29 protein-coding genes and 1 pseudogene are annotated in these 25761 nt (G+C 60.3%); 9 read left to right on the forward strand and 21 right to left on the reverse strand.

Annotated features, from left to right (window positions below):
• Positions 1-28 precede the first annotated feature (28 nt).
• Together EGM87_RS06615 and EGM87_RS06620 are read right to left on the reverse strand one after the other, a co-directional pair.
• A complete protein-coding gene (locus tag EGM87_RS06615) occupies positions 29-682 on the reverse strand; it encodes a response regulator transcription factor (protein ID WP_137710437.1) in 654 nt (217 codons plus the stop codon).
• Complete coding sequence (locus EGM87_RS06620) at positions 679-2796, reverse strand: sensor histidine kinase (RefSeq protein WP_253719149.1); 2118 nt, start codon at positions 2794-2796, stop codon at positions 679-681. The genes EGM87_RS06615 and EGM87_RS06620 overlap by 4 nt, the downstream gene beginning before the upstream one ends.
• A gap of 140 nt (positions 2797-2936) precedes the next feature.
• Here EGM87_RS06620 and EGM87_RS06625 point away from each other — a divergent pair.
• Positions 2937-3179 (forward strand): annotated as a pseudogene (locus EGM87_RS06625) (catalase/peroxidase HPI); the annotation flags it as partial.
• Positions 3180-3290: 111 nt separating this feature from the next.
• Here EGM87_RS06625 and EGM87_RS06630 read toward each other — a convergent pair.
• From EGM87_RS06630 to EGM87_RS06655, 6 genes are all read right to left on the reverse strand, one after another.
• Complete coding sequence (locus tag EGM87_RS06630) at positions 3291-4379, reverse strand: IS5 family transposase (protein WP_137710434.1); 1089 nt, start codon at positions 4377-4379, stop codon at positions 3291-3293.
• A 626-nt stretch (positions 4380-5005) separates the two neighbouring features.
• Complete coding sequence (locus EGM87_RS06635; RefSeq protein WP_006952103.1) at positions 5006-5242, reverse strand: hypothetical protein; 237 nt, start codon at positions 5240-5242, stop codon at positions 5006-5008.
• 30 nt (positions 5243-5272) lie between these two features.
• Positions 5273-5674, reverse strand: a complete 402-nt coding sequence (locus tag EGM87_RS06640) for a DUF302 domain-containing protein (RefSeq protein ID WP_137710433.1) — start codon at positions 5672-5674, stop codon at positions 5273-5275.
• Between the two features lie 33 nt (positions 5675-5707).
• Positions 5708-6133, reverse strand: coding sequence for an OsmC family protein (locus EGM87_RS06645; RefSeq protein ID WP_137710432.1), 426 nt, complete (start codon positions 6131-6133; stop codon positions 5708-5710).
• A 111-nt stretch (positions 6134-6244) separates the two neighbouring features.
• Entirely contained in the window at positions 6245-6901 is a 657-nt protein-coding gene (locus EGM87_RS06650) for a DUF924 family protein (RefSeq protein ID WP_137710431.1), read from the reverse strand.
• A 20-nt stretch (positions 6902-6921) separates the two neighbouring features.
• Positions 6922-7248, reverse strand: a complete 327-nt coding sequence (locus tag EGM87_RS06655) for a TraR/DksA family transcriptional regulator (protein WP_137710430.1) — start codon at positions 7246-7248, stop codon at positions 6922-6924.
• Between the two features lie 259 nt (positions 7249-7507).
• On the opposite strand from EGM87_RS06655, the gene EGM87_RS06660 reads away from it, so the two are divergent.
• Positions 7508-7750, forward strand: a complete 243-nt coding sequence (locus EGM87_RS06660) for an HP1242/YdcH family protein (RefSeq protein ID WP_137710429.1) — start codon at positions 7508-7510, stop codon at positions 7748-7750.
• 147 nt (positions 7751-7897) lie between these two features.
• Here the strand turns inward: EGM87_RS06660 and EGM87_RS06665 are convergent, their stop codons facing one another.
• On the reverse strand, positions 7898-8488 hold the full coding sequence (locus EGM87_RS06665; protein ID WP_137710428.1) for a DUF4126 domain-containing protein: 591 nt from the start codon (positions 8486-8488) through the stop codon (positions 7898-7900).
• 230 nt (positions 8489-8718) lie between these two features.
• Complete coding sequence (locus EGM87_RS06670) at positions 8719-9057, reverse strand: hypothetical protein (RefSeq protein WP_137710427.1); 339 nt, start codon at positions 9055-9057, stop codon at positions 8719-8721.
• 397 nt (positions 9058-9454) lie between these two features.
• Here EGM87_RS06670 and sciP point away from each other — a divergent pair, with 397 nt between their 5' ends.
• The 3 genes from sciP to EGM87_RS06685 all read left to right on the forward strand — a co-directional run bounded on the left by sciP (position 9455) and on the right by EGM87_RS06685 (position 10589).
• Positions 9455-9754, forward strand: a complete 300-nt coding sequence (sciP, locus tag EGM87_RS06675; protein WP_137710426.1) for a CtrA inhibitor SciP — start codon at positions 9455-9457, stop codon at positions 9752-9754.
• Between the two features lie 78 nt (positions 9755-9832).
• Positions 9833-10240, forward strand: a complete 408-nt coding sequence (locus tag EGM87_RS06680) for a DUF4332 domain-containing protein (RefSeq protein ID WP_137710425.1) — start codon at positions 9833-9835, stop codon at positions 10238-10240.
• A gap of 43 nt (positions 10241-10283) precedes the next feature.
• Positions 10284-10589: a hypothetical protein gene (locus EGM87_RS06685; RefSeq protein WP_137710424.1), complete on the forward strand. Its 306-nt coding sequence runs from the start codon at positions 10284-10286 to the stop codon at positions 10587-10589.
• 134 nt (positions 10590-10723) lie between these two features.
• On the opposite strand, the gene EGM87_RS06690 is transcribed toward EGM87_RS06685, so the two are convergent.
• Positions 10724-10924, reverse strand: a complete 201-nt coding sequence (locus tag EGM87_RS06690) for a dodecin family protein (RefSeq protein WP_006952117.1) — start codon at positions 10922-10924, stop codon at positions 10724-10726.
• Positions 10925-10972: 48 nt separating this feature from the next.
• Positions 10973-11356 (reverse strand): DUF3597 domain-containing protein, encoded by a 384-nt coding sequence (locus EGM87_RS06695; RefSeq protein WP_137710423.1) that lies wholly within the window; start codon positions 11354-11356, stop codon positions 10973-10975.
• Positions 11357-11487: 131 nt separating this feature from the next.
• On the opposite strand from EGM87_RS06695, the gene EGM87_RS06700 reads away from it, so the two are divergent.
• Genes EGM87_RS06700 through EGM87_RS06710 form a run of 3 tightly spaced genes read left to right on the forward strand, consistent with a single transcriptional unit; the run spans position 11488 to position 13186 of the window.
• Complete coding sequence (locus tag EGM87_RS06700) at positions 11488-12093, forward strand: DUF937 domain-containing protein (RefSeq protein ID WP_137710422.1); 606 nt, start codon at positions 11488-11490, stop codon at positions 12091-12093.
• Positions 12094-12150: 57 nt separating this feature from the next.
• On the forward strand, positions 12151-12906 hold the full coding sequence (gene aqpZ, locus EGM87_RS06705; RefSeq protein ID WP_137710421.1) for an aquaporin Z: 756 nt from the start codon (positions 12151-12153) through the stop codon (positions 12904-12906).
• Positions 12907-12919: 13 nt separating this feature from the next.
• Positions 12920-13186 (forward strand): GlsB/YeaQ/YmgE family stress response membrane protein, encoded by a 267-nt coding sequence (locus tag EGM87_RS06710; RefSeq protein ID WP_006952121.1) that lies wholly within the window; start codon positions 12920-12922, stop codon positions 13184-13186.
• 107 nt (positions 13187-13293) lie between these two features.
• Here EGM87_RS06710 and rnk read toward each other — a convergent pair whose 3' ends face one another.
• The 4 genes from rnk to EGM87_RS06730 form a co-directional block, all read right to left on the reverse strand.
• Entirely contained in the window at positions 13294-13698 is a 405-nt protein-coding gene (gene rnk / locus EGM87_RS06715; RefSeq protein ID WP_137710420.1) for a nucleoside diphosphate kinase regulator, read from the reverse strand.
• 235 nt (positions 13699-13933) lie between these two features.
• Positions 13934-14938 (reverse strand): rod shape-determining protein, encoded by a 1005-nt coding sequence (locus EGM87_RS06720; RefSeq protein WP_137710419.1) that lies wholly within the window; start codon positions 14936-14938, stop codon positions 13934-13936.
• 153 nt (positions 14939-15091) lie between these two features.
• Positions 15092-16687, reverse strand: a complete 1596-nt coding sequence (locus tag EGM87_RS06725; RefSeq protein WP_137710418.1) for an FMN-binding glutamate synthase family protein — start codon at positions 16685-16687, stop codon at positions 15092-15094.
• Between the two features lie 544 nt (positions 16688-17231).
• Positions 17232-17843 (reverse strand): S24 family peptidase, encoded by a 612-nt coding sequence (locus EGM87_RS06730; RefSeq protein WP_137710417.1) that lies wholly within the window; start codon positions 17841-17843, stop codon positions 17232-17234.
• A gap of 120 nt (positions 17844-17963) precedes the next feature.
• Between EGM87_RS06730 and EGM87_RS06735 the strand changes: the two genes are divergently transcribed.
• Positions 17964-19076 (forward strand): IS110 family RNA-guided transposase, encoded by a 1113-nt coding sequence (locus EGM87_RS06735; protein ID WP_137710416.1) that lies wholly within the window; start codon positions 17964-17966, stop codon positions 19074-19076.
• A gap of 193 nt (positions 19077-19269) precedes the next feature.
• On the opposite strand, the gene EGM87_RS06740 is transcribed toward EGM87_RS06735, so the two are convergent.
• The 5 genes from EGM87_RS06740 to EGM87_RS06760 form a co-directional block, all read right to left on the reverse strand.
• The gene (locus EGM87_RS06740) at positions 19270-20733 is read right to left on the reverse strand and encodes an ADP-ribosylglycohydrolase family protein (RefSeq protein WP_137710415.1); all 1464 of its coding nucleotides are present in this window, start codon (positions 20731-20733) and stop codon (positions 19270-19272) included.
• A gap of 92 nt (positions 20734-20825) precedes the next feature.
• Positions 20826-21602 (reverse strand): NYN domain-containing protein, encoded by a 777-nt coding sequence (locus EGM87_RS06745; protein ID WP_137710414.1) that lies wholly within the window; start codon positions 21600-21602, stop codon positions 20826-20828.
• Positions 21603-21630: 28 nt separating this feature from the next.
• Positions 21631-22128 carry a hypothetical protein gene (locus EGM87_RS06750; RefSeq protein ID WP_216614578.1) on the reverse strand — a complete coding sequence of 166 codons (498 nt, stop codon included), beginning with the start codon at positions 22126-22128 and terminating at the stop codon, positions 21631-21633.
• Between the two features lie 284 nt (positions 22129-22412).
• Positions 22413-24983, reverse strand: a complete 2571-nt coding sequence (locus EGM87_RS06755; RefSeq protein ID WP_137710413.1) for a DEAD/DEAH box helicase family protein — start codon at positions 24981-24983, stop codon at positions 22413-22415.
• Entirely contained in the window at positions 24980-25708 is a 729-nt protein-coding gene (locus EGM87_RS06760; protein WP_171407194.1) for a hypothetical protein, read from the reverse strand. Before EGM87_RS06760 ends, EGM87_RS06755 begins: the two co-directional genes overlap by 4 nt.
• Positions 25709-25761 lie beyond the last annotated feature (53 nt).

The raw sequence follows: 25761 nt of genomic DNA on the forward strand, positions 1-25761 counted from the left end.
TACATGACACCTGCGATCTTCGAGGCAGTCACTTCCCTTCTTTTCCGCCATAGGACAAACCAAGCTGCGCGGCATGCCACGACGCTTCGGCCCGGCTGGAAATCCCCAGTTTGCGGTAGATCGCCTTGATATAGCCCGAGACCGTATTCTCACTGAGCATGAGCTGCGCGGCGACTTCGGCATTGCGCATGCCGCGTCCGATCAGGGTGAGCACTTCCAGCTCGCGCGCTGTCAGGTTGCCGGTTTCGCCTGCTGCCGGCCCGGTCCGCCGGAAATGCTCCATGATCCGCCGGGCAATCGAGGGCGACAGCGCCGGCACCCCTTCCTTGATCTGCTGCAAATGGCGGATGATCCCTTCGCGCATCTGCTCCTTCAACAGGTAGCCCGAGGCGCCAGCCGAAAGCGCGCCGACGATCGAGCTGTCATCGGCCATCGCGGTGGTGACGACGCAGATCGTATCGGGAGAATTTACTCGTAACTGGCGCAGCACATCCAGCCCCGATCCGTCGGGCAGGCGCAGGTCGATCAAGGCAAGGTCAAACACGTGCCAGTCCATTGCGGCCAGCGCATCGCGCACGGTGGAGGCACCCGTCACCCCGCAACCCGGAAATGCCTCGGCCGCGATCTCGCCCAGCCACTGCAGCGTTTCCGATACATCTTCGAGGATCAGCACGGATTTCACGCCGCGACGCCTTCGCGCGGAAAGCGAACCTCGATCACCGTTCCGCGCATCCCCATGGCAGCGCCCCGCGAAACCGTCATCGTGCCGTGGAGCGCCGTGGCCCGTGAGCGCATGTTGCGCAGGCCGTTGCCCGCTGGCGCGGTTTCGGGATCGAAGCCGTTGCCGTCATCGGCAACCATCAGGACAAGGCCGCTCGCCACGTCACCCAGCCGTATGCCGACCGTGGTGGCCTCCGCATGGCGCAGGGCATTGCCCACGGCCTCGCGCAGGATCGAGCGCATGGCGGCTACCGCTTGCGGCGGAAGTTCGGCCTGGGTGTCCACCTGCCAGACCAGCCCAATACCGACCGATGACAGCAGGTCGGCGATCTCCACCCTGAGATCAGCCATCAGTTCGGCCAGGGTCAGCCGCTCGCCAGCGCTGTTGTTGATGATCTCGCGCAAGTCGGCGAGCGTGTCGCGGATCAGCTCGTCCTTGCGGACCGGGTCGCGGCTGTGCAGCGCGCCGAGCAGTTGCACCCCGATATTGTCGTGCATGTCGCTGGTGATGCGCTGGCGCTCTTCGGCCGCGCCTTGTTCGTGGGCGAAGCGGCTGGCGATGGCTTGGGACAGCATCGCACACAACTCGCTCGCCCTGGCCTGTTCGCGCGAACCGAACAGGCGCCGGCCGTGCATGGCATGTTCCAGGCGCAGCGGTGGCAGCGGTCCGGTAGCGGGGATCGCCAGGGCTGCGCCGTCTTCAATCACCGTAGATGCTTCAACCGCTTGACCGGCTACGATCTTCAGCGGCTGGAACACCCGCTCGAGCAAGCCGCGCCAGCGGTCCATGCGCTCGACCTCGCCCTCTGCAAGCGCAATGGCGAGTATGTCCTGAAAACTTGCCTCGATCTCTCCGTCACGCCGGAACAGCTTGCGCGCGATGATGTCGCGCAGCGGCAGGTAAAGGAAGCCGACCATTACAAGCGCCAGCCCGAAAGCCGGCGCACGCTCAAGCGCGATCCACGAAATCAGCGCCGCGTCCACCGCGATCAGCAGTGCGGCGCCGGTCATGTAGAACAGGATGCGGAAGGCCCAGCGATCGAGATCGAACAGCCGGTAACGCGCGACCCCGATGGCCATGCCGATGTGGATCAGGAGGAAGAAGGCAAAGGCATAACCCTGCGGCAAGCCCGGCGTCAGCCCGACCAGGCTGGGCGCAATGACCGTGAAGACGAATGCCCCTGCCCCGACCGCGACCGACAGGCCAAACCAGCGCACTACCGCCCGCGCCGCCGGATCACCGCGCGAGCGCCAATATTGTCCCGCCGCTGCAAAAAAGATGCCGAGCATCTCCAGCATCGTTGGCAGGTGCGAACCGGCAGGGGGGCCATCGAACACCTGCAGGCTGTCACCCAGCCACCATGCCCCGAACAACGCGAACGGCGCCCATAGCCAACGGGCCGGAACCAGAGGCCTTGGATAACGCAGCAGCAGGGCAATCATCGCTGCGCCGAACAGCAACGCGCCGCCGTGGTTCATCACCGAAAGGGCGCGGAACAGGTCGCCGTCGATGGCGAGTTCGCGGGTGCTGTAAAGCGCGGCGGGAAAGGTGAAAACAAGAATGCCAAGGCTGGCAAGAGCGAACAGGCGCGCCGCCGTATCGCTGCGCCGCAGCGCCCAGACCCAGCCGCCGATGAGGAAACTTGCCAGTCCAACCAGCATCTGCACCCAGAAGGCGGCAGGAAGATTGCTGATGGGCCGCATTCGCGCCGGTGCAAGGGTCGTCTGCTGCGCGGGCCTGGCACCTGCCGTTTCGATCGAAACACTCGGGCCGCTCACCACCCCCGCAAGCATCGACTGTCGCGCAAAGAAGCGCCGCATTTCGGCATAGGTCGCCAGCGTGTCCGGCTCTTCGATCAGATCGCCAGCCTCGATCGCAACTCTTCTGCCGTCGCTCCCGCGGATGGCAGCGATCGGCCCGGAAACGATCGCGGAGCCATCAGCGCCGGGTGCCGGCGCGACATGGATGACGCTGGAATCATCTACGGCAAAGGCAAGGCCAAGCCATGGCCGACTGAGTGCCACTTGAATCAGGACAGCCCCGGCCAGAAGTCCGGCGAGAACCAGCCCGATCATTACAGTCGCTGGCGACAGTCGCGATCTCATGTAAGTTATCTGGCCCCGTATTACTGCCTAGCAAGCAAGACTTAACGCTGGCAAGGATTCGCGCCACCCCCCTGAACAGGGCATTTTCACAAGCCACAATCCCCTGGCATCGTCCTGGCCAACTGACCACCGACTTCTTCGTCAACCTGCTCGACATGACTCATGCCTGGAAGTCGGTCGAAGGCAGCGACGAGGAAGAGTTTGTTGCCACCGATCGCAGCAACGGCGGTGAGAGCTGGCGCGCCACCCGGGCAGACCTAGTTTTCGGCTCCAACTCAGAATTGCGAGCCGTCGCCGAGGTCTATGCCGAGCGCGGCTGCGAAGAGAAATGGACGGTTCGAAGAACCGTCTGATTTCGGCATGATAGGGACGTGATGGCCCGCGAGGGGATGGTGAGCCTCGGTGCTGGTTGGCTGATCCGCTGATTTCCTTGTTGGATCCGACTTCCGACCGAGGTTTTCGCGTTATGCAGGCGCACTACGCCCCTCAAGCCAGGCGAGCCTCTGGAAGTTATAGGCAAGGTTGGCCATGCCGATCTTGATGCGGGCGCGGGCAATGCCAATGGTGCGTACGATCAGGCCCATGCGGTGCTTTTGCCCGGCAAAGACGTGTTCGACTGCCGAGCGGATGGCTGAGCGCTTCGCATTGGCTCTGGCGACACGCTCGGGCATGGCACGGCGGTTCGGCTTGCGCTGGTGGATGTGGCTCTTGAACATGCCCTTCTCAAGGAAGGCCTCGTTCTTCTTCGAACGGTAGGCGGTATCGGCCCAGACGCCCGAGCCGGTGTTGCTCGTGCTGATCAGATTCGGCAACCGGGCACCGTCATGGGCATTGGCGGCGCTGGCATCCCAGGTCCGGATCAACCCGTGAGCCCGGTCGATGCCCACGTGGTTCTTGTAACCGAACATCGGGATGGCGAGATCGACCGGCTTGAAGGCCTTGGGATCGGCACCCTCCTTCACCTTGGCCTTGGTGTACTTCACGCTCCAGCGGGCATCGCGATCCTTCTGACGGAGCCGGGCTGGCTTTGCCTTCCATGCTTCCGGGATCCGGCCGTCCTTGATCGCTGCCTTTTCCTCCTCGGTGTTCCGCTGCTTGGGGGCAGGCACAACGGTAGCATCGATGATCTGGCCGCCCATGGCGAGATAGCCCCGGTCGGTCAGTGCGGCATCGAAGCGGGCGAAGAGCTTGTCGATTGCCTTGGCTTGCACCAGGCGCTCGCGGAACAGCCACACCGTCGTTGCATCCGGCACCGTGCCATCGAGCCCAAGGCCCAGGAAGCGCTGGAACGACAAGCGATCCTTGATCTGGAATTCCGTCGCTTCGTCCGACAGCGAATAGAGCGCCTGCAGCACCAGAATTTTGAACATCATCACCGGGTCAAACGGCGGCCGCCCGCCTTTGCCACGAACACTGCGGCGCAGAGCGGCAATCAATGGCCCCCGGAAAACCTCAAAGTCGACCACCCCGGACAGACGCTCCAACGGATCACCCGCTGCGCTCAAGGCCTCGTACCGGTTCGAAAGATCAAAGAAACCGGGCTGTCCCGCCATCATCGCCTCCGCTCATCCGCAAGGGCAGTGAATCAGGTCAGATCACCAAACTCCAGAGTTTTTCGAACCGTCCAAATTCGTCCGCGACTTCGTCAGGGCCTGGACCAAGGTGATGACCGCCGACCGGTTTGACGTGGCCAAGGGCATCCACGCCTGAACGGGTCTACAATGGCACAAGGCTCCGTCTCCGACACCAGCCGGGGATGAATTTATGTAATAGAGTGGTTTCCGCTCATTCCTGTAATGGCCACATGATTTTAAGTAGTTGGTGCATCCGCCGCACTGGACGATATCGACAAGCCTATGGTCAGCACGGCTGGGCAAGAGTGAGCAATTTTCGCATGGTCTACGCCTATCGTGCTGGAGCGGGCGCCAGTCAATATTGGCGTTCGCGCAGAAAGGATGCATCGATCGCAATCGTCGAAAACAATTAGGGAAAGCCCCAGCACTGATCCTCACGACAAAGAACCGAAAAGGATCAGCCAATAAATTGAAAATTAGCCAATTCCGCCTCGCCAGCGTCTGAGGCACCCTCCTTGGTTCGCGAACGGATCGCCGACGCGTCTGCCGTCTCGGTGCACATAGGCCCGACTTGGCAAGGATCTGTCTATACGTTGAATTGAAACTCAGAGCGCCTTCTTCAGCCGCTCGTAGGACGCACGCAGTTCGTCGCCAAGAATCTCCAGGGCAGACTTGATGTTCTGCCCGCTGTCGTGAAGGCGCGATTCGGCCACGAAATGGTTCCATTTGGCTTCCGCCGCCTCCCATTCCTGCTGGGCTTCCATGCTGCCCAGATGGGCTTGCACCTTGGCCTCATCGCGCAACGCAGCGAGTTCCGACTTCAGGTTTTCCAATGCGCTCATCCTCTTCCTCCTGTGCTGATTTTCGCTGGTCTACATTTCGGATTGCCGCAGCCGGTCGATCGCGCGAGCGAGCTTGTCTCGGACTACCCCGGCCGCCTTTACCAATTCAGGATTGCTGATGGCCTGCATGGACGCCACCGGGTCGATCGCTGCGACTTCGACTTCACCGGAATCAGACTGCTGCACGATGACATTGCAGGGCAGCATCAGGCCAACCTTGTCTTCCAGCTGCAGCGCCTCATGAGCCAATTTCGGATTGCAGGCCCCAAGGATCGTATAGGGGCGGAAGTCGACGTCGATCTTGGATTTGAGGGTCTGCTGGATGTCGATCCGGCTGATCACGCCGAACCCTTCAGTCTTGAGCGCTGCCTCCGTGCGCGCGATGGCGTCATCGAAGGGGACCTTCAACCTGGCGGAAATATAGTAGCTCATCGCCTGCCTTCTCCTGTCGGGGTGCGGGTTTCGTCAGCTTGCCGCAACCGTAGTGATCACCGGTGTGCCCTCCAGCGTGCGCTGCACCGGACAGCGGGCCGCGACCGCAATGAGCTTTTCCCGCTGCTCATCGGACAGATCCTGGCCGATGACACGGATTGTTTTGGCAAAATGATCCGTCTTTGCCGACTTCCCCTCGACCGTGCCCTTGGCGTGGGTCAGGGTGACTTCCACGCGTTCGAGCGGCCAGTTTTGCTGACGGGCATACCAGCGCACCGTCATGGCCGTGCATTCGCCCAGTGCTGCCAGCAACAGGTCATAGGGCGCCGGTCCCAAGTCCCCGCCACCCTGTTCGGCGGGCTCATCGCCGATGAGGTGATGGCCGGACACGTCGATGCTGACGGCAAAAGCACTTTCACCGGTCTCGACGATGTGCGCTGTGGTCGTGCCTGTACTCAAAGAAAGTCTCCCTATGCTGTGACCATAGCAGGTCGTTTCTCGAGCTGTCTGACAAAATGCCACTCGATTGCCGTTAAGGTTGCACCGGTCGATTTCAGCCTCGGCTTGCCGTCACTGGCGTGTGGGCCTGAATGCGCGCAGGTGCGGGAAATCGCCCTTTTCAAGGTATTCCTTTTCCGCAGGCGTCGATTGCCTGCCAAGGCTCTCATTGCGGTGCGGGTGGCGGCCAAAGATGGCAATGACCTGGCGGACGTCTTCGGCCTGCTTCACCAAGGATCGATAAATTGGGCCCAACTGATCCTGCGCAGATGAAGCGATTTCCTGGCGAAGGCGGATGAGGAGGTCGATACGCTCGAGGAGATCGGGGCCCTCGCAGTGACCGAGTGGCTGGGTGTGGGCGATCTTGAACCAGGGTGTCACAAGGGCCTGAAAGTGCCCGTTCTTCAGACCTTCCATGGCCAGCGCCAAGGCCGCGGCATCCTGCGCAAATGCCCGGGGCGTGCCTCGCCAGAGTGACCTCGAAAACTGATCCAGCACGACAATGAGCGAGAGCCGGCCCTCTGGTTCGTCTGCCCAATGATCGAGCGCGCCTTCTGCCCCGCGCACCGTCAGTTCCGCAAACCTGGCGACGATCGCCTGGTCTGCACCGCCCTGCATGCGCCAGACCCAATGCTTGCGATGAGTCTCTGCGTCCACAACAGCAGTGGGCCCTTCCGGAAACCAGAAATCCAGAACGTCACGCCATGGCTGAGCAGGACTTGCGATCATGTGGTTTCAATCGGATCGGGTCATTGTTCCCTGCTTGCGCAGGAAATGCAGAGCGCCGCTTCTGGACGCGCTTCAAGGCGCTTGGGGGTGATGGCATCGCCGCAGCGAACGCATTCGCCGTAGGTGCCATTCTCAATGCGCAACAAGGCCCGGTTTATCGACGCGATTTCGCGGGCGACCAGCGCGGCCTGCGCTTCGAGAGAGGCGTCATCCTCCATCTCGACCGCCTGTTCGGACGAATCCGGGTTCAAGGGTTCTGAAAGATCCTGAGCCAGGCGCTGCTGCCGGCCTTCGAGTTCGGTGAGTTGTTGCGAAAGGCGTGCTCGGGCGGCGTCGGCATTCGGCATGGACAATTATCCTTTCAAGTCTCCTGCCCTTTGGTAGCAAGTGCCGCCGCTGTCTGACAACGAGAAGTCCTTCGGCGCAAAACCGGCATGCAAGGATTCGTTGTCTATGCCGGCCTGCAGGATTTCTTCCGGCGTTCAAGCGACGTCGACAGTTGTGCTCGCCATCCCTAGGGTTAGGGAACGGCCAGCTCCGGCGCGGCGCGAGGGATTCATCTTGCCGCATTTGAAACCGGGCCGTGATTGCGATTGGAGAATTTGAATGTCGAATACCCCCCACACTCTGGGCGATGAATTTCCTGATCAGATGGACCAGATCCACGCTCTGAAGGTGTCGAACACCCGGTTCGCCAAGCTTCTGGCGGACTATGACGCAGTTAACGACGAGATCCATCGCGCAGAAACCAACATCGCGCCGGTGTCGCAGGATCGCGAAACCGAACTGCGCAAGCAGCGCCTCGCGCTCAAGGATCAGATTGCCCAGGCTCTGGCCGACGCCGCCTGATCCGGGTTTGAAAGTTCGCCTCCCGCACGGCCACGGGCATGATGCAGGAGGCGAACCACTCCCTTTTGCTTTCGGCATGCGTCACGGGATGCCTGAAAGTCTCGCTTCAGAAAAATCTGCGGTAATCAGCTCACGACCATGGGCGCTTCAAGACGCCGGCCGACCAGATCCGCTTCTCAGCAAGCGGCGCAGCCAGACCAGGATGAGAATCGTGCTTGCCAGCAACGCGATTGCAATGATGCCCGCAGCCATCGGGCTGGCCAAAGTTGCGATCAAGGCGCCGCCTGTCACGACATCCTCCCCGCTCGAAACAACGATATTGCTGACCGGCTCGGGGCTCGTATTGACGAGCGCCCTGGTCCCCGCCTTGGCTCCATGCCCAAGCAGGGTGGCTCCTCCGCCAAGGAGCAGGATGACGATCTGCCAGACCGGATTTCCGGCATCGACAATCGCGAGGGCAAGCAAGGCTCCGCCCACGGGACGAACAAGCGTGTGGACCATATCCCAGGCGCTATCGAGCCAGCTGATCTTGTCCGCGAAGAATTCGACGATTGCGCCGGCTCCGGCAATTCCGAGGACCCAATAGCTGGCCAGTGCATCGAGAGACTGGAGGTGCCCCGGCATGGCGATCCACCCGAGTCGCATGCCCAGTCCCACGGCGAAAATGCAGAGATAGAGCCGCCAACCGGCAAGCAGGCAGATGCTTGCGGCAATGCTGATGATTTCTACTGCACTCATCCCGGTCATCCCTGCTTGGGCTCGAAGAGAGGGATCAGCCCGCCATTGCTAGATTAAGGTTCATGCCCGTTTTCAGAACAGGATCGCAGAGAAATACGATGGCAATCGCAAGGTGATGAGGCGATTCAGTATCGTCACCGCAGGACGATTATCTCAAAGCCATCATCCAGTCTTCGCGCTCGGGCGGCGCGGAGACTGGTATGCGGCAAGCCAGCGCGTGCAGCCCTGCATCACATTGCTGATGCGAGAGGCCCTTTGCCGTCCTCGGTATAAATCCGGTAAGTTTCACCTCCGGTGCAGTTGGCGACGATTGTACCATCGCTGGCCTGACGTTCAGCCTTCGCTATGCCGTCGCACTTCTGGCCGCTAGCCGTGATGACTTCACGCGCGATGCGCGAGGGCAATCCTTCCGGAGCCGGCTTCATCGCCGCAGCGGGCGCTGCAGGTGCGGTCACGTTGGCTGTCGTTTGTGCCGTTTCTGTCGAAGCATCTGCAGGCTCTTCCGGTTTGGAGTTGCAGGCAGCCAACATCAGGCTGAGGGCAAGCACAGTTGTGGCTGGTGCTTTCATGACGTTCTCCTGTTCTTTTTGTCTTATGGGACCGCCAGCGTAGATCGTCGGGGATGCAGGTCAACTGCCGATGAACCGTCGAGCCACTACGCCAGGGTTCGTGTGTGACGACGGCCATCAAGAGTCTGCACCATGGAATGGCGGCACCGTTGTTGACCTTGGTTATGCCGCTCTTGTTCGCGCAGCTGAGGATCACGGGATTGTCAGCAGGCCCGTTTACCTCGCGCCCTCCCAACAGCCCACAGCTTCTTCCGGCATCCGGGACAGCGGGCGCATGATGTTCCCAAAGCCCCCTTCTCTCACGCAATGTTAACCTCCACCGGCCATGGATCATCGATCGCGCATAGCTGACAAAGGAGGCGGCGCCGGCATAGGTGGCAGGCGATCGATATGCTCAATGATTGAAAACCAGAAAATCCGTCCCGCTGCGGTCATCGGGCCGCTCGGCGAACCGCTCACCCTCGATTCCCTGCCGCCAAGAGACACCCGACGCTGGGTCGTCCGGCGCAAGGCCGAAGTTGTTGCTGCCGTCAACGGCGGATTGCTGACCATCGACGAAGCCTGCGAGCGCTATGACCTGACCATCGAGGAGTTTGCCGCTTGGCAGCGCGCCGTCGACCGGTCTGGTATGCAGGGGCTGCGGGTCACGAGGCTGCAACACTACCGTGACCTCTATGAGCGCCAGCAGAAATATTGACCGGCGTTTGCATGGCCTGATCTGTCCGGTTAGGCTGTCAGTCGCAGAATAGACAAGGCGTAATGCAAGGAGTGGATGATGGCGTACAAGATCGATGAAATCGAAGGCATTGGAGCGAAGTACGCCGAACGCCTGCAGGAAGCGGGCATCAAGACCACGGACGATTTGCTCAGCGCCTGCAGCAGCCGCAAAGGCCGCGACGACGTTGCCACGCAAACCGGATTTTCTGCCAGCCAGCTGCTCAAGTGGGCCAACATGGCCGACCTGATGCGGATTTCAGGCGTAGGCGAAGAGTACTCCGAACTGCTCGAGGCCGCCGGCGTTGACACGGTCAAGGAACTGGCCACCCGCAATGCCGAGAATCTGGCAGCGAAGATGAAAGAGGTGAACGAGGCGAAGAAGCTCACCCGAGCAGTGCCTGCTGCATCGCAGGTCCAGAAATGGGTCGATCAGGCCAAGACCATGGATCCCGCGATCAGCCATTGATCGAGGGGCATTGCATCCGGACACCAGGAAATCGGGAGAGGCCATGAGCGAGAATCCGGCTCAAAAGCAAAGTGTCGAACGCCTGCCTGACCAGCGGTCCTCGTTGATCACGGACGAACTGAACAAGATCCTTGCCATGCTGCAGGGCGCATGCCCCGAAGGCGCGATCATCAGCTTCGATTTCGATGGCAGGCTACATGTTCATGTCGACGTGCACAGCTTCGAAGACCTGCTCAAAGTCGAGGGGATCCTGCCGATCCTGGGCGGCGGCACCTTTCACGACCTCACGCGCGGGGAAACCCCGCACCGCCCCTTCTACCATCGGCTGAGCGCGATCGTCGATCGTTGAAGGCGAACTCCGGCTCGCCCTTACGCAGACAAGCCGGCAAGATATGAACAAAGCCGAGGGCCTGAAGGGCAGATCCTCGGCTTTATCGTGCATCATCGGCAACCGTCGTCAGCGGCGACAGTATCCAAGGTGCGTCATTTGACGATGAAGGTGATCGAGAGGATCACCCGCCATTCGCTGACTTTGCCATCGTTGACGGTGACCTTGGTGTCCTTGACCCAGGCGCCTTCGATGTTATCGATGGTCTCTGCCGCCTTGGCGATGCCGCTGGAAACCGCATCCTCAAACCCTGTCGTCGAACTGGAAATCACTTCGATTACTTTGGCGATAGCCATGGTGCTTCTCCTGCAAATCCCCTGTTTGGGTCGCCCCCAGCCTGACGATCAATCCAGAAGTTCGGCCGGAACCTTGCCGCCATTGGCCGCCAGTTCCCGCATGACCTGCTTGTGCAGCCAGATGTTCATTTCAGCGCTACCGTCGAGGGCGCCGGTGTAACCGAGTTCCTGGGCGAGGCCCTTGCGCTCAGTGAGGCTGGAATCGAGGCCGAGCAGCTTCATCAGGTCGACAATCGAGTTTCGCCAGTTGAGTTTCTGGTCCGACTTTGCCGCAAGGCCACTGAGGATGGCTTCCACGTCGACTTCGGAAACCGGCTGCGGTGCGACTGGTGTCGGTGCCGCGGGAGCCGCCGTGGTCTGTGCAGGAGCAGCCGGAGCCGCCTGCGCCTTCTTGCCGAAAATGGCGTCCTTGATCTTACCGAAAAAACTCATCGCGCTTCTCCTTGCTCTCTGACATCATCCCGAAACGAGTGTGTGGGAGCCATGTTGCTTTGGCAAGTCATGCGCGATGATCATGACGCCTGTCGGACACGTCTGGCGTTGTTTTAAACAAGGAGACCGCAGTGAACATCGCAGACATCATGAAGCAGACAGGCGCACTCGATTCAATTTCGCGTGAACTGGGCGTTGATTCTGCGACCGCGCGCACCGGAGCAGAGGCGCTGCTTCCCGCAATCCTCGGCGGCTTCAAGAAGCAGGCGCAGCCCGCGCCGGGCGGTCTTGGCGGACTGATCGACATGCTGGGCGGTGCCGGTGGCGGCGGCCTGCTGGAGGTAGTGACCGGCAGTGCTCCGACCCCCGCAGCACCTGGCAATGAAATCCTGGGCCAGATCTTTGGCTCGAAGGAGGTCAGCCGGACTGTTGCTGGCCAGGCCTCGCAATCGACCGGCATCGATCCTACGCTGCTCAAGAAGATGCTGCCGCTGCTGGCCATGGCCGTCACCGGGTATCTGGCCAGCCAGAAAGCGGGCGGCGGGGCCAGTGACACCGGACAGGGCGGCGGCCTTGGCGGCATGCTGGGCCAGGTTCTCGGCGGCGTGATGGGCGGCGGTCAAGGCGGAGCGGCGCAAAGCGGCGGTCTTGGCGGTCTTGCCTCGCTGATCGACCTCGACGGCGATGGCAATCCACTCGACGACATCCTGGGCATGGCGGGACGCCTGGGCCGCTGACACCCGCGGCATAGCCAACTGATCTGGAGGGCCAGGCAAACGCAAAGGGGAAATATGATGATACGCAAATTGTCTGCCGAACTTTTCGGCACATTCTGGCTGGTATTCGGAGGCTGCGGTTCGGCCGTCCTGGCCGCCGGATTTCCGGAGCTCGGCATCGGTTTCACCGGTGTCTCGCTGGCCTTCGGCCTGACGGTTCTGACGATGGCCTATGCAGTCGGCGGGATTTCCGGCGGTCATTTCAATCCCGCAGTTTCGCTCGGGCTGGCGCTGGCCAATCGGTTCTCGTGGAAGGAGCTGATCCCGTACTGGATCGCCCAGGTGGTAGGCGCGGTTGCCGCCGCAGTCGTGCTCTACGCCATTGCCTCGGGCAAGACCGGGTGGAGCGCCGGCGGTTTTGCATCGAACGGCTTTGGCGACCTGTCCCCCGGCGGCTACTCGATGCAAGCAGCCCTGCTGATCGAGATCGTGCTGACGGCAGGGTTCCTGATCGTCATCTTGGGGGCGACATCAAAGGCAGCCCCTTCAGGCTTTGCGCCGATCGCGATCGGGCTGGCGCTGACCCTGATCCACCTGATCTCGATTCCCGTCACCAATACCTCGGTCAATCCGGCCCGGTCCACAGGCGTCGCCCTCTTCGCCGACACCGCGGCGCTGGGACAATTGTGGCTGTTCTGGGTTGCCCCGCTCGCGGGTGCGGCGATCGGCGCCTTGATCTGGCGGGTCATGCTGTCACCTGGCGAAGCGCCGGAAAACATCGGCAACGATCAATTCGTGGACGTCAGCGTGACGCACCTGGAAATCCGCAACTGAGGAGGAAGAGACTATGGGTTGGATCATTGCACTGATCGTGGGCGGCATCGCCGGCTGGCTCGCCAGCAAGGTGATGAACCGTGATGCGTCGATGGGCATTTTCTGGAATATCGTTGTCGGCTGCATCGGCTCGTTGATCGGCAATGCGGTTGCCGGGCCACTGCTCGGCATCAGCGGCAGTGTGCAGGAGTTTTCGCTGACCGGGCTGATCATTGCCTTCGTCGGCGCCGTGATCCTGCTCGGGATCGTCAACATGGTGCAGCGCAGGAATATCCGCTGAGCCAAGCGGACTTTCGGGTGGGGTGCGCCTCACCCGAAAACTGTCACGTTTTCCGGCTGAGCCCGAATGCCTGCGATTGTGCGGGTGGGCGATGTGCCGCCCTTACCTTATTCCTGATTTACTTCGATGATCCGCAAGGCCCGCTGCTTTCCGGCACGATCGGGCCATGAAATTGACTGCCCCGGTCTCAGGCCGAGCAATCCAGCCCCAACCAGCGAAAGGATCGAAATGCGTCCCGCTTCGATGTCGGCAGCTTGAGGGTAGACAAGTTGCAGCGTACGCTCGGCGCCACTCGCCTCGTCAACAAACTTTACCGTCGATTGCATGGCGACGACATCCCCCGGCAGCCGGGAATCCTGCACAATCCTGGCGCGGTTGATCTCGGCGAGGAGCAGTTCGGCCACCTGCGGCAGCCGTTCCTCCGCCTCGATGGCAAGATTTCCGATCCGTTCCGCGTCGGTTTCACGAATCTGGATCGGTGGCCGGGCCCGGGCCTTGCGATGGGTGGTCATGGTGTTCTCCGTCAGCGCCGGTTATGCAGGCGCGGTGCGCTGGAAAAGCGCGATGTAAAGGCTGATGGTCGGTTTTGCCCCGGACTGCGCCGGACGTGGCTCTCGCTGTCCGGGGCTATTGGCCCACGAGAAGCGAACTCGCATGGCAGCGCTGACGCTGACGTGTGGCAATCCGGAACATGACACGATGATGGCCGCAAGCGATCCTCAAGTCAAACCAGGTGTCACGCCCCGATCAGTGCAGGAGCGCCTTTTGCAGGCCGCTTGCCACGCAATAAGCGCTGTTCGAAGCAAGGGCGACATGCAGCCCGGTGGCCTGGGCCAATGCCGGCCGGACAAGATTGATGGCTGCACTGCCGCCGGTCAGGACAATGCCGTCATCGTGGATATCGCGGCTCAGTTCGGGCGATATCTGGCCCAGCAGGTTCACAACCATCCTGGTGATGCCTGCAATATGTTTGTCCACCACCGGAAGCAGATCACCGATGGGCAGTTCCAGGGCTGCGGGCAATCCGTTCACGAGGTCGCGCCCCTTGAACTGGATCCTGGCGGCGGGGGCCGCCCGATCCTGGAGCATCCTGACGATGTCGCGCTTCGCATTCTCAGCAGTGTTCATGCCGATGAGAAACTTGTGCTGAAAATGGAGATGATCGGCAATCGCGGCATCAAACGCATCGCCTCCGCCGCGTACGGATGCAGTCGCGCAGATCCCGCCCAGCGACAGGACGGCCGCCTCCGTCGTGCCGGCACCGCATTCCACGATCATGGAGCCGCGGGGATGATCGACCTGGAGGCCCGCTCCCCATGCGGCAGCTAATGGTTCCGTCAACAGTTCGACAGCCCCCAGACCAGCATCGTTTGCCGCGGTGAGCAGCGCGCCACGCTCTGCGTTGGTAGCGTCAGCTGGCACTCCGATGATTGCGCGAAAGGAGCGGAGCCTGCGCTGGCCGACACTCGATCGCACGGCATAGGCCAGATAGTCGCGGGCCGCCGCGATATCGCAAAGCACCCCGCGATGCAGAGGGCGCACGATCCGCAGGTCTCCGGATGCACGCTCCTGCATGGGGCCGACGGCAGCTCCGGCGGCAACCAGTTCACCGGCATCGACGCGCCCCGCGAAGCAGCACAGGGACGGCTCATCGAACAGGACACCGCCATCCGCCGACACCACCCGCGTATTAGCCGTGCCAAAATCAATCGCGAAATCGGCCTTGCCAGCGCCGTGAAAGAGTCTTCTCATCACGGCGCGATAGCAGTTGCCACAGGGGAAGTCTCCAGAGGAGCTTAAACCTCCTGTCGCGGGCCCACTCCTATCCCTGCCTTCGTCCTCCTCCACGCCGCTGCAAAGTCGGACTATCAGTTCCCAAGGCTTTGCACCGCGCCGGAAGGAATGTCACAACAGCTCGAAGCTGTCGGCACGGGCTATGTCCCACATGGTCTTGTAGAAGCTGAAGTGACAGCTTCCACCGAGCAATTCTCCTTCAGCCAGGAAGGTATGAAGTTGCGAAAACAGGCGGATCTCAGTCTGACTGACCCGGCGCACGAGATGATGCGGGCCGATCTGGCTGGGGTGATCGAGACCTGCGGCGGCCAGCATTTCCGCCAGCGCATGAAGGGTATTCCTGTGAAAATTGAACACGCGCTCGGCCTTTTCCGGCACCACAAGGGCACGCTGGAGCAGTGGATCCTGCGTCGCGACGCCTACGGGACACCGGTTGGTGTTGCAGGACAGTGATTGAATGCACCCCAGGGCGAACATGAACCCTCTCGCGGCATTCACCCAGTCGGCGCCCAGGGCGAGCGTCGCAGCGATGTCGAAGGCGCTGACTATCTTTCCCGCAGCGCCGATCCTGATCCTGTCGCGCAGGCCCGTGCCGACCAAGGTGTTGTGCACAAAGAGCAGGCCTTCCCGCATGGGCATGCCGAGATGATCTGAAAACTCGAGAGGCGACGCGCCTGTCCCGCCTTCTGCGCCATCGACCACGACGAAATCAGGCAGGATGCCTGTGTCCATCATGGCCTTGACCATACCCATGAATTCCCACGGCTGGCCAATGCACAGCTTGAACCCGACAGGCTTGCCGCCGGAAAGCTGCCTGAGCTCCGCGATGAAGGCCATCAACTCGTTCGGCGTGGAAAAGGCACTGTGCCGGGCAGGAGAAACGCAGTCCTGGCCCATTGGCACACCGCGGGTCTGGGCGATTTCTTCGGTGATCTTGCTGGCCGGCAGAATTCCGCCGTGGCCAGGTTTGGCGCCCTGGCTGAGCTTGATCTCGATCATCCTGACCTGCGGATCTGTGGCTTTCTCCTGAAAGGCCCGTGAGTCAAAACCACCATCGGCGTTCCTGCAGCCAAAATACCCGCTGCCGATTTCCCAGATCAGATCGCCGCCATGGTGCCTGTGGTGCGGACTGATACTCCCCTCGCCGGTGTCATGGGCAAAGCCCCCCAGCTTTGCGCCCTGGTTCAAGGCTAGGATGGCGTTAGCACTCAGCGATCCGAAGCTCATCGCCGAGATGTTCAGGATGGATGCTCGGTAGGGTTGCCTGCAATCGCCGCCACCAATGTCGATGCGGAACGTAGCGGGATCACCGGGGGGCACCGGGCGGTTCGAATGCCCGATAAATTCATAGCCGCTTTCATAGACATCGAGCTGGGTGCCAAATGCGCGCTCGCTGCTTTCGTTCTTCGACCTCGCGTAGACCAGTGACCGCTGACTGCGGGAAAAGGGCAGCTGCTCATGGTCATCCTCGATCAGATACTGGCGTATCTCCGGACGAATATCCTCGAAAAACCAGCGCATACGACCAATGATCGGGTAATTGCGTCGGATCGAATGGACCGGCTGTGCGAGGTCAAACAGACCGATCAGCGCCAAGACCCCCGAAATTGCGAAGACGGAGACGGCCCAAGCCGCAGGGAGAAAAGCACCAGAGACAACAGCCGCAAGAAGGGCGCAGCCAAAGACCGAGAAACGTTTCAAAAACAATGCATAGCTCCGTCAGCACGATCACAATTGGCAGCACGGTAGCACGTCTATCGAAAAGTCGGTCACTCTCGCTTATGCACGACGCAAGCAGACGCCCGCCCCAGCGTCGGGTTCAGGAAATTTCGATGCCAAGGTTCACGAAAAGCTTGAACCTATCCATATGATAACGGACACATGCACACGCATATGGACGAAAGAGTCCTCTTAATCAGCGGGTCCTAGGTTCGAGCCCTAGTGCGTCCACCACTTTCCCTTTACTTTTCAGTCAGATACGAAGATCGCCTGATCGGGCGGTTGAGAGCGTTTTTGTGCTAGGTAGCTCTCTAGGTAGCAGCGCGCTAATTCGGCGCTGCGGCTGCTCAGCCTCCACACATCAGCGTTCACGGTGAACGATTCATGGCCTGTGCTTTGTCCGACTGCGCTTGAACGAGTCGTCGTTTCACCTCCCAGCCAGCGCGACTGCTAATCCCATCTTGCTCCGCTCCAGCATCGCACGCTGGGATGGCCGCTTAGAGCCTCAGGCAGCGCGGTGTCATAATGACAGCTAGGCCACCCGAGCTCCGATCCAGATCACCCGGCCGACAATATCGACGCCCTTGCGCTGGATGCCCTGCCAACTCGGATATGCGGGGTGGTCGGTAAGAACGGTCAGACGGTTCCTCGTTGGGTCGATCGCTATCCGCCTCACGAAGATTTCAGAAGACCCACGGATGGCATAAAGGCCTTCGTGCACGCTCTCCTGGGTGCGAACTCGGCTAATCATAACCTCGTCGCCATTGCAGAGGGTCGGCTCCATCGCCTCACCAACAATTGGCAAGATTGCGACACTGGCGGGCTGATCACACAGCCGACCTAGCCAAGCCGCATCAACCAGCCGCCATTGTGAGCGTGAATCGTTACCTGTCCCGTTCAGTAGGGGCACTTTGACTATCGAACGCTGCCCGACTGTCGGCCCCTCCTTTCCACCCAGCACCTCTACGGGAACGTCAAAATGCAATGCCAGCAGCGCTATGTCGCTTTGGTCAAGGCGGGCTGGAGAACCTCGTTTAATGAACTGCTGGATGTATGCCGAGTTTCTCCCAAGGAGGCGCGAGATCGATGCGTAGGTCTCTCCTCGCTCGCTGATTAGGCCATCCAACGCCTCCCGCGGCTCCATCCTATCATCTCCTTCGATTTCCTACCCGTCTATCACATGCCTGAGGACGAATCCTAGTCGGACAGACCCCACAAGGTCAGTAGGGCAAGCGAAGGAAGCAAACGCCGCACGGGAGCATAAATGCCACGGCACCAGCGCTATTGGGTCGGCCTCGACGCCGGCCACCTGGAGACTGCGGTCTGCCTCGTCGATGCCGAAGGCCACGCATTCTTCGAAGCCATGACTGAGACCCGTGCCGCTCCGATCAGAGACATCCTTCGACGGTTCGGCGTTGAGCCAGTCCAGTCCGTTACGATCGAGGCCGGTGTCGGCACTCAAATGGTTCGGGATCTCCGTTCGTTCGGGCTTCCCGTTCAAGTCGTCGACGTTCGCAAATCAAGCAAATTCCTGGCGATCCGACGTCAAAAGACCGATGCAAACGATGCCAAAGGTCTCGCTGAGCTTGGCCGACTGGCGCAGTCCTTCGGTCCCCATGTTTTCATCAAACCGGTGGAGCACCAGGACATCCGGATAATGATCAACATCCGTCGAACCCTGCTAAAGCATCGAGCCAGGACAGATGCGCTGCTCCAGTCCATTTTCAGATTGCACGGTGCCAGCATCAAGCTCCTGAATGGGCGAGGATCGCTCGCGGCTGAAGTCGCGAACCAACTCCGGCTTTTGAGCACCAACGGCGTGACGATCCGCGTCGATTTGGATCCTCTGGTCAGGATGGGAGAAGATCTGCGCTCTCATATCTTGGATATGGACCGAAAGATGCGCACAATGGCTGCCAGCATCCCGGTTTGCGCCAGATTTCAGACGATTCCTGGCGTTGGGACGATCACGGCGCTGTCATTTTACAGCGCCGTCGGAGACCCGTACCGCTTTAGAAGCAATCGAGATGTCGGGCCTTATCTCGGCTTAACGCCCAATCTGTATCAATCCGGCGTCACTGCGCGCCGTGGCCGAATCAGCCGATACGGAAACAAGCTGACCAGGTCGCACCTAATCACAGCAGCCACCGTGCTGCTTCGCACAATCAAAACCGAAAGTACGTTGCGCACTTGGGGCCTGCAACTGGCAACCAAGGTCGGATTTCTCAAGGCTCGCGTTGCCGTCGCAAGGAAGCTCTCTGTGATCATGATGGCAATGTGGAAGACGGGCGCATCGTTTGATCCGGGCAAATCGAAACCGCGGTTCCTCCAGACGGAGGAGGCAGGCTTGGACCCCGTACGTATTTCTGGGACCTAGATCCCGTTGTAGGTAATTGGGCCAAGCCTGCCGTCTGATCCCGCTGCCGGCGGCCTTCCGTAAAGCGTCAAAGCTGACCCATTATCCGCCAATTCGGCCTTAGGGCATCAAGAATGACACCTTAGGCGCCCACGGGATTCAATGCGGACCGGGCAGCAACGCTTCCGATCGATGCCGTGTCCCGGCCGCGACGCTAGCTTGATGGCGCGACTGCCGGGAACGCCAGATTACGCGCGAGATTCTCAATTTTGTCGCGCCATGCCAGCTTTTCTAGCCATGATCGGCGGATCGACGACGCGCCGTAAATTGCGCCGGCCAACTGCCCCGCAATTGCGGCAGTAGTGTCGGCATCGTCACCGAGGTTGGCTGCCAACAGCACTGCGTCATCGAAGCTCGTCGTGTTTGCCACGGACCAGATCGCTGCTTCGAGGCTGTGCGCTACGAATCCGCTGCTCGCAATCTGATCGCGTGCTTTCCCGCGCCAGCTACCAGCCATGATTGGACCGACCTCAGGTCCATATTCGCCCAAGGGAACCGCCAGTGCATCCTCAAAGCTGGCACCTAGGATAGCCGCCCGCAAGACCAGTGCATATGCTTCACAGGCATCGAGGCACGCATCTGCAGCGTGCGTGGTCATGCTCTGTCGCCGGGCTACTCGTGTCACTACTGCGGGATCTTGCTGTATCCCCCAGATCGCGACTGGCGCGAGCCTCATTAGTGAGCCGTTGCCTGCTGAGTACGGATCGGTCGAGCCGGCAATCGGGTCGCTCGTTTCCTCGAACCGAGAAAGGGCCTGCCGGGTTGCGATCCCGATATCGAAACAACTGCCCGTGGGACTGAAGGCGCCGTTCCTCCACCAATCGACAAAGCGCCGTTGTGCTTCTTCCGGCTCAAAAGCCGAGCCCTTCGCCGCGCTGGCGAGCAGAGCTTCTCCCAGCGCCAGGGCCATGGAGGTGTCATCGGTCCAGGTCCCGGCATCCAAGCCGAATGGCCCTCCCCCGACCATGTCCGTAATGTGGGCATAGCTGTCGCGCGGCTTGAACTCGAGCGTCGTCCCCACAGCATCTCCGACCGCCAGTCCAACCAAACAGCCATATGACCGATCATAGATACGCTCGATCTCTCGCAAGTGATCTTCTTGTGCCTTCGTCTCAATGGCGCCAGGCCTGACGCGGCGAACGTGAGCGATTGCACCGCTAGCGTCAGCAAGGCCAAGTTCGACTAGCAGCCTCGCTGCCACAGTACCGGCCCGACCGAGCCCGCCGCGGCAGTGGATGAAAATGCCGTTCCCGTTGATGAGCAAGCCGCGCAGCCGCGCTCCGGCCGTCCGCCATCTTTGCTCGAAATCTTCGCCCGGAGCCGTAACGTCTGGGATCGGCAGATGAAGCCATTCCATCCCTCGCGCAACAACCGCAGCTTCTAGATCCGCGACTCCCAGCAGACCCATCTCGTGCTTTTCAATCAAAGAGACGACGGCAGCAGCCCCCCACCCACGCACCGCGTCTAGATCGGTCGCAAGATCACGCTTCCAGGTAAAGCCAGCGAGCGCAGGCCCTTGCTTCCCTGGACAGAAGGATATGCCGATGCGTCCTGATGCGGCCGGAAGTGTAGGGATCTGGATCGGATCAGTGGTGCTTGTTCGAAGATTTCTGCTCATCGCGCTTTGATATGACCCATGTACGACATTATCGGTCGTATATACCTAAGGCACCTGACAGGTATTGGTGGCGCCGGGGCGAAGCCCGGCTTTCATCCGGCTGTTGCCTTTTTGGGTTTAGGTTGGCCCGCCTTCCCAGACGGAGAGACCCGGATTTGCAAATGCCCGGTCTCGGTTCTGCGAGATTCAAAGCTGCCTGCCTTCTCGACCAGATCGCTCAGCTTGCTTTCACCATAGGTTCGGGGGTCAAAGTCTGAAGCGAGCGCTGCAAGGCGTTGGCCCACCCGCCCAAGAGGCACCCAGCCCCCTTCATCATCGAGCTGTGAGATGGCAGTTCGGATCAAAGGGGCAGCAGCAGTGGGCGACTTCTTTGCACTAGCCGGACGGGCATCCTGTCGGCCTGGCTCATCTGACGTTGGCGCCTCTGGCAGCAGGTTCTCAGTGTAGATGAAGCGGCGACAAGCTTGTCGAAAGCTCTCTGGAGTTTTCTGCTCTCCGAAGCCGTAGACATCTATGCCCTGCTCACGGATACGCGACGCCAAGCCGGTAAAATCACTGTCGGAGGAGACAAGGCAAAACCCGTCAAAACGACCGGTGTGCAAAAGATCCATCGCGTCGATGACCAAAGCAATATCCGAGGCATTCTTTCCGCTGGTGTACGCAAAGTTCTGGTGGGCCTTGATCGCATGAGTGGCGAGAACGTCGGCCCAGGATTTAAGCCTGGTTCCGGAGAAATCGCCATAAATGCGGCGGACACTTGCCTCACCGATCTTTGCAATCTCTTCGAAGAGGCGCGGTGCGATCCGGGAAGATGCATTGTCTGCGTCAATCAAGACAGCAAGACGTGGGGTGCGAGGTTCATTGGCCATTCTGCACCATTGCCTTGATATTCATTAATCAGCCTATAAAACTTTGAAGGCGCCGGCTAACAACGGCCTGGTCTTCAGGGATCCTGAGCAAGCGCTTGGCTCTATCATGTGCGAATTCATCCACCTCGAGAACTACTAAACTGTAGCCATGCCTCGGCAGAAAATCGGCGCGCCGCTCATCATATAGTCGGCGCTGTTCGCCTCGAGGCACCCCGGAAACCGTTGGTTTATCGTCGAAGAATCCGACACGTTCACGGTGTTGGCGCTCATGATATTCCACTACAAGGCCAAGAGCAGGATAAAAGCCATCGACAGGCAATGGCTTCCGGTGACCGCGCCGATCTGGATCTCCGGTCAGAAACGGGAAGCAATGCTGTCGCACGGCCTTCAGCCCGAGAACTGCGTCGCAAAGATCGAGCACGTAATGCTCGTCACGAATTCCGGCATCGGCAGTGCCTTGTACAGCCTTTGGAGTCGATCGGAGCCTGACACTCCCTTCACTTAGCTGCGCCATGACCCGTTCCATGTCTTGGTGCTCATCGCTCCCTCGCACGACCTCCCAACGTCCGTTGTTCGGATGCCAATCGAGACTTGCGGCTCGAAGGGCAGCTCGAAAGCGCTTCGGATCTATTCCACTCGCAATGGCCATATCGACAGCGGTGATTAGCTGGCCTTGAGCCCTCACGCCGGATGCTCCTTCATCCAGATCCTCGCATCATTCATTCCCCGCCGCCTGTCAAAGTCGATGAAGGTCCGCTACCAGACGCCCAAGCAGACCGGTTTAGGAGGTTGATCGCGATAGTAGCATTCTCACAATCTCCTTTGGCAGTTCGCCAGCGGAGGTGGTGCGAAGGTAGGCGTTGCAGCTCTGATCTTGTCAAACAGTACCTGTCGCTCTGGTTCCGATGAATCAGCATCTGCCTCAGGTATGATATCACCGTTAAGCTGGGCTCTCATGCTATCCCATCTTCGCTTGAGCACGGACCAATGGTAGTCGTCGTAGGAGCCGGAAATGATGACCGGGCGAACGACAATCCTGGGGGGTGAGCTTGAAACGTCCCCCGCGCCCAAATATGCCTCCGCCTCGCACGCCCACTTACTGTCGATCCGGTCGACTCGGCCAATTTGCTGCTCGACGTGGGCCGGGTTCCATTCGAGGTGAAGCAGCACAACCATTCGGCACGACTTATGGAGATTTAGCCCTTCTCGTCCTACCAGTGATTGTGCCACCAGAACTTGCGGCCAGCTTCCTTCGCGATTGAATGCTGCCTGCAAGAGCCGCCGCGTTTGTGGTGCCGTACTGCCATACATTAAACGGGCGAAGTGCCCTTCACGGCCCGCGAAGTCGAACAGATGCTCAGCGAGACGCGCCTTCACGTCAAGGTCAGAATCGTCCGCTGGGTCCCCACTCGTGACTTCGTTAACGAGAGAACGAAAAGCCGCCAACATGGCTTTTTTGGTCCAAGGCTGATGTCGTTCGGAGAAGCTGCGCTGGTCTTCAAGCGCAGCTAGAAGCCCTGAGTTGCCATCATGTCGTCTGCCGTCTGCCAGCCAGAACTCTCTGAGGTCGGCTGTTGCCGGGTCATCGGCAAGTTCGCGGCGCATAGCTTCAAGATTGGCTCGGCGCGCTGTCTCAAAGCGGCTGGCGCGCTTGCGAAGGGCCTTATCCACCGCATCACGATCGAGCCCGCGCGTGTTCACGGCCGGGTCACTCAGCGCCACCTTCAGCGCAGCTTCTCGTTCGCTGTCGAGCTCGCCAAGTCCAGCCTGAGGCCATCTGTTTTCGACTTTGTCTTCGGCGCAGAGGCGTCGAACCATCTCACGCGCATCGAGCAAGAACGTTAGCGCGCGCATCGGTTTGATGAACCTGCCAAATACGAGAACCTTGTGCCCCGCGCGTACGGCGAGCTCGATTTCCTCAACAGTACGGATTACCGCTGGGTGATCGAACAGACTGATGCCATCCTCACCAAGCAGTTCGCGGCTAAGGCGTTGCCAGGGACCAATCGGCTCGCCTGGTGAATCTAACTGCGTTATCTCGTCATCGCATGCCTGCAATCGAACCATTTCCTCAGCCCCGTCCAGCAGAGAGCGACCGCTGGGCAACGACAGCCGCATCCGCCGATCTTGAGGACTCAGGCGCTCTTCGTGCAGTTGGGAGAGCGCTTCGCTGGTTAGGAAGATCCGTCGCCATGCGAGGGGCATATTTGAGATTGGCACTTCGATCGGAACAATCTCGCGATGCGAGCCACAGGCTTTTTGGAAGCGCTTGAGAAGGTCATCCTCTCGCTTGTCTCGCCGCAACACCCATGGCGCAAGTGCAGAATGTAAAATGCGGGAAGCTTCAGCATATCGGTTGACCAAATCCCAAGTAAGGGCCTCGTCAACCTGAATGTTCAGAACCTCGCGATCGTAACGCTGGATCGCAACAGCCATTTCCGTCAGATATTCACTTCGAACACTCAACCGAGCGAGCGTGTGCGTCCATTGATCAGGGTCGAGTTCAACCGGCGTGGCCGTCATGCCAAGGTGGAACGCGGTCTCTGACTTCCAAACCAGTGTGTCCAGCACGCGTGACAAAGAGCTCTCGGCACCGCGAGTCTTATGCGCTTCGTCAATGACAATCAGATCAAACTTGCCCAGAGCACGTCCCATGGCAAGGCAGATAGCCTTGCGAAGGTCGGGCGTTCGATGCGTGAGGCCTTCGCAAAGCTGCCGCTGCTCGCGAGAGGAGAGCCCGGCGAGGATACGTTCAGCGGCTGCTCGAGCAACGTTCTGATAGGCTGCTTTGGCCGGATCGCGGCGATAAGCGCGCGTCCCTGCGTGCACCTTCAAGATAGCGTCAAGTAGCGCCTGATACTCGGTCTGAGTACCCTCCGTTTGCACGAGACGGCCAAGGGTGTGCGACAGCAAGAGCAGAGGCTCCTGTGCCCAGGTCCCGGAAGGCAGCTGCAGTTGCAGGCGCCGATCCGCCAACTCTCGCTCACGCCGTTCGCGCAAAAGCTGTCGATCTGAAAGGTGTTCTGCGCGGGCATATGCCTGAATGAAGCCCCAATAGGACCGTAGCGGAGATAACGTGTGATCGGCTGTGTCAAATCGTCTCAGCTCAGCCTGCCACTGAGCTCCAAGGCCTGGCGGGATGATGATCGCGGCTCGCCCGCCGCTGCGTTGCACAGCTTTGATCAGCGCAGCAGCGATGAGAGTTTTGCCCATGCCCACTTCGTCGGCGAGTAATAGCGCCCGTTGACCACCGCGCAGTCGCTCGCAGATGGCCAGGAGCGCCGCGCGCTGACCATCCTGCAGTCTCGTTCCATCGGCTAAGGTATCACCAAGGGCGGTCTCCTCGAGGCGATCGGCAACGTCAGTCCATTGTAGCTTCATGTAGCTCCGCCTTGGCCCGGTACGAGCGATGCGCATTGATCCAGCTCCCAGAGCTTGCGGATTCGCGCGATGACCGGGATGAGCCGGTTTCGCTGCTCTGCGGACAGGTCGGCCGGCTGGAACATGGGCTCAAGCAGCGCGGAAAGGGGGTCAATGCCGCACAGACGCAGGGCAGCGATCATTTCGCTTTCAGGTTCGGTCACCGCTTCGAGGAGCTCATCCAGCCGGTTGGCCCATCGCTCCCACTCAGCAGGAGTTCGCACGCCTTGATATTCGGTGAGCTTAACGACCAGCCTCATGGCGCGCCTTAGCGGGTAGTCTGTCGCTGCATTCTCAGGACTGGGATCATCCTCATCACCCGCATCGTCGGGTGCGAGGTCACGATCGCGCTCACGGGGTGTTTTTTGCGGGAAAATCGCAAGTTCGTGCAGGACATCCTCAATTCGTTTCGGCGCCGGGGGAGGAAGAATGAAGCCTCCGTCGGTGAGGATCGGCACCTCTGCACCCGAAGGGCCAAGCACTGCCGTTACGAGAGGTTCAGGCATCGCGAGTGGCAGGGGAAGCCATTCGCTCCCCATGCGAACGGTAACGGCGATGTCGCTCGGCGCCCCATCGGGCAGCTGTAAAGTGGCATCGCGCCACACGAGATAACTAACCGGTGGGGGAGTGATGGCAGGTGCTGGCGCCTCATAGGGATCGCCGTCTGAAAGCTCGGTGACCGCCACAGTGCTGCTCAAATCGATCGGCAATCGGCGAGACAATGCGGCCTTGTCATCCC

It is taken from the genome of Sphingobium sp. RSMS, assembly GCF_005406185.4.
Classification (GTDB): Bacteria; Pseudomonadota; Alphaproteobacteria; order Sphingomonadales; family Sphingomonadaceae; genus Sphingobium; species Sphingobium fuliginis.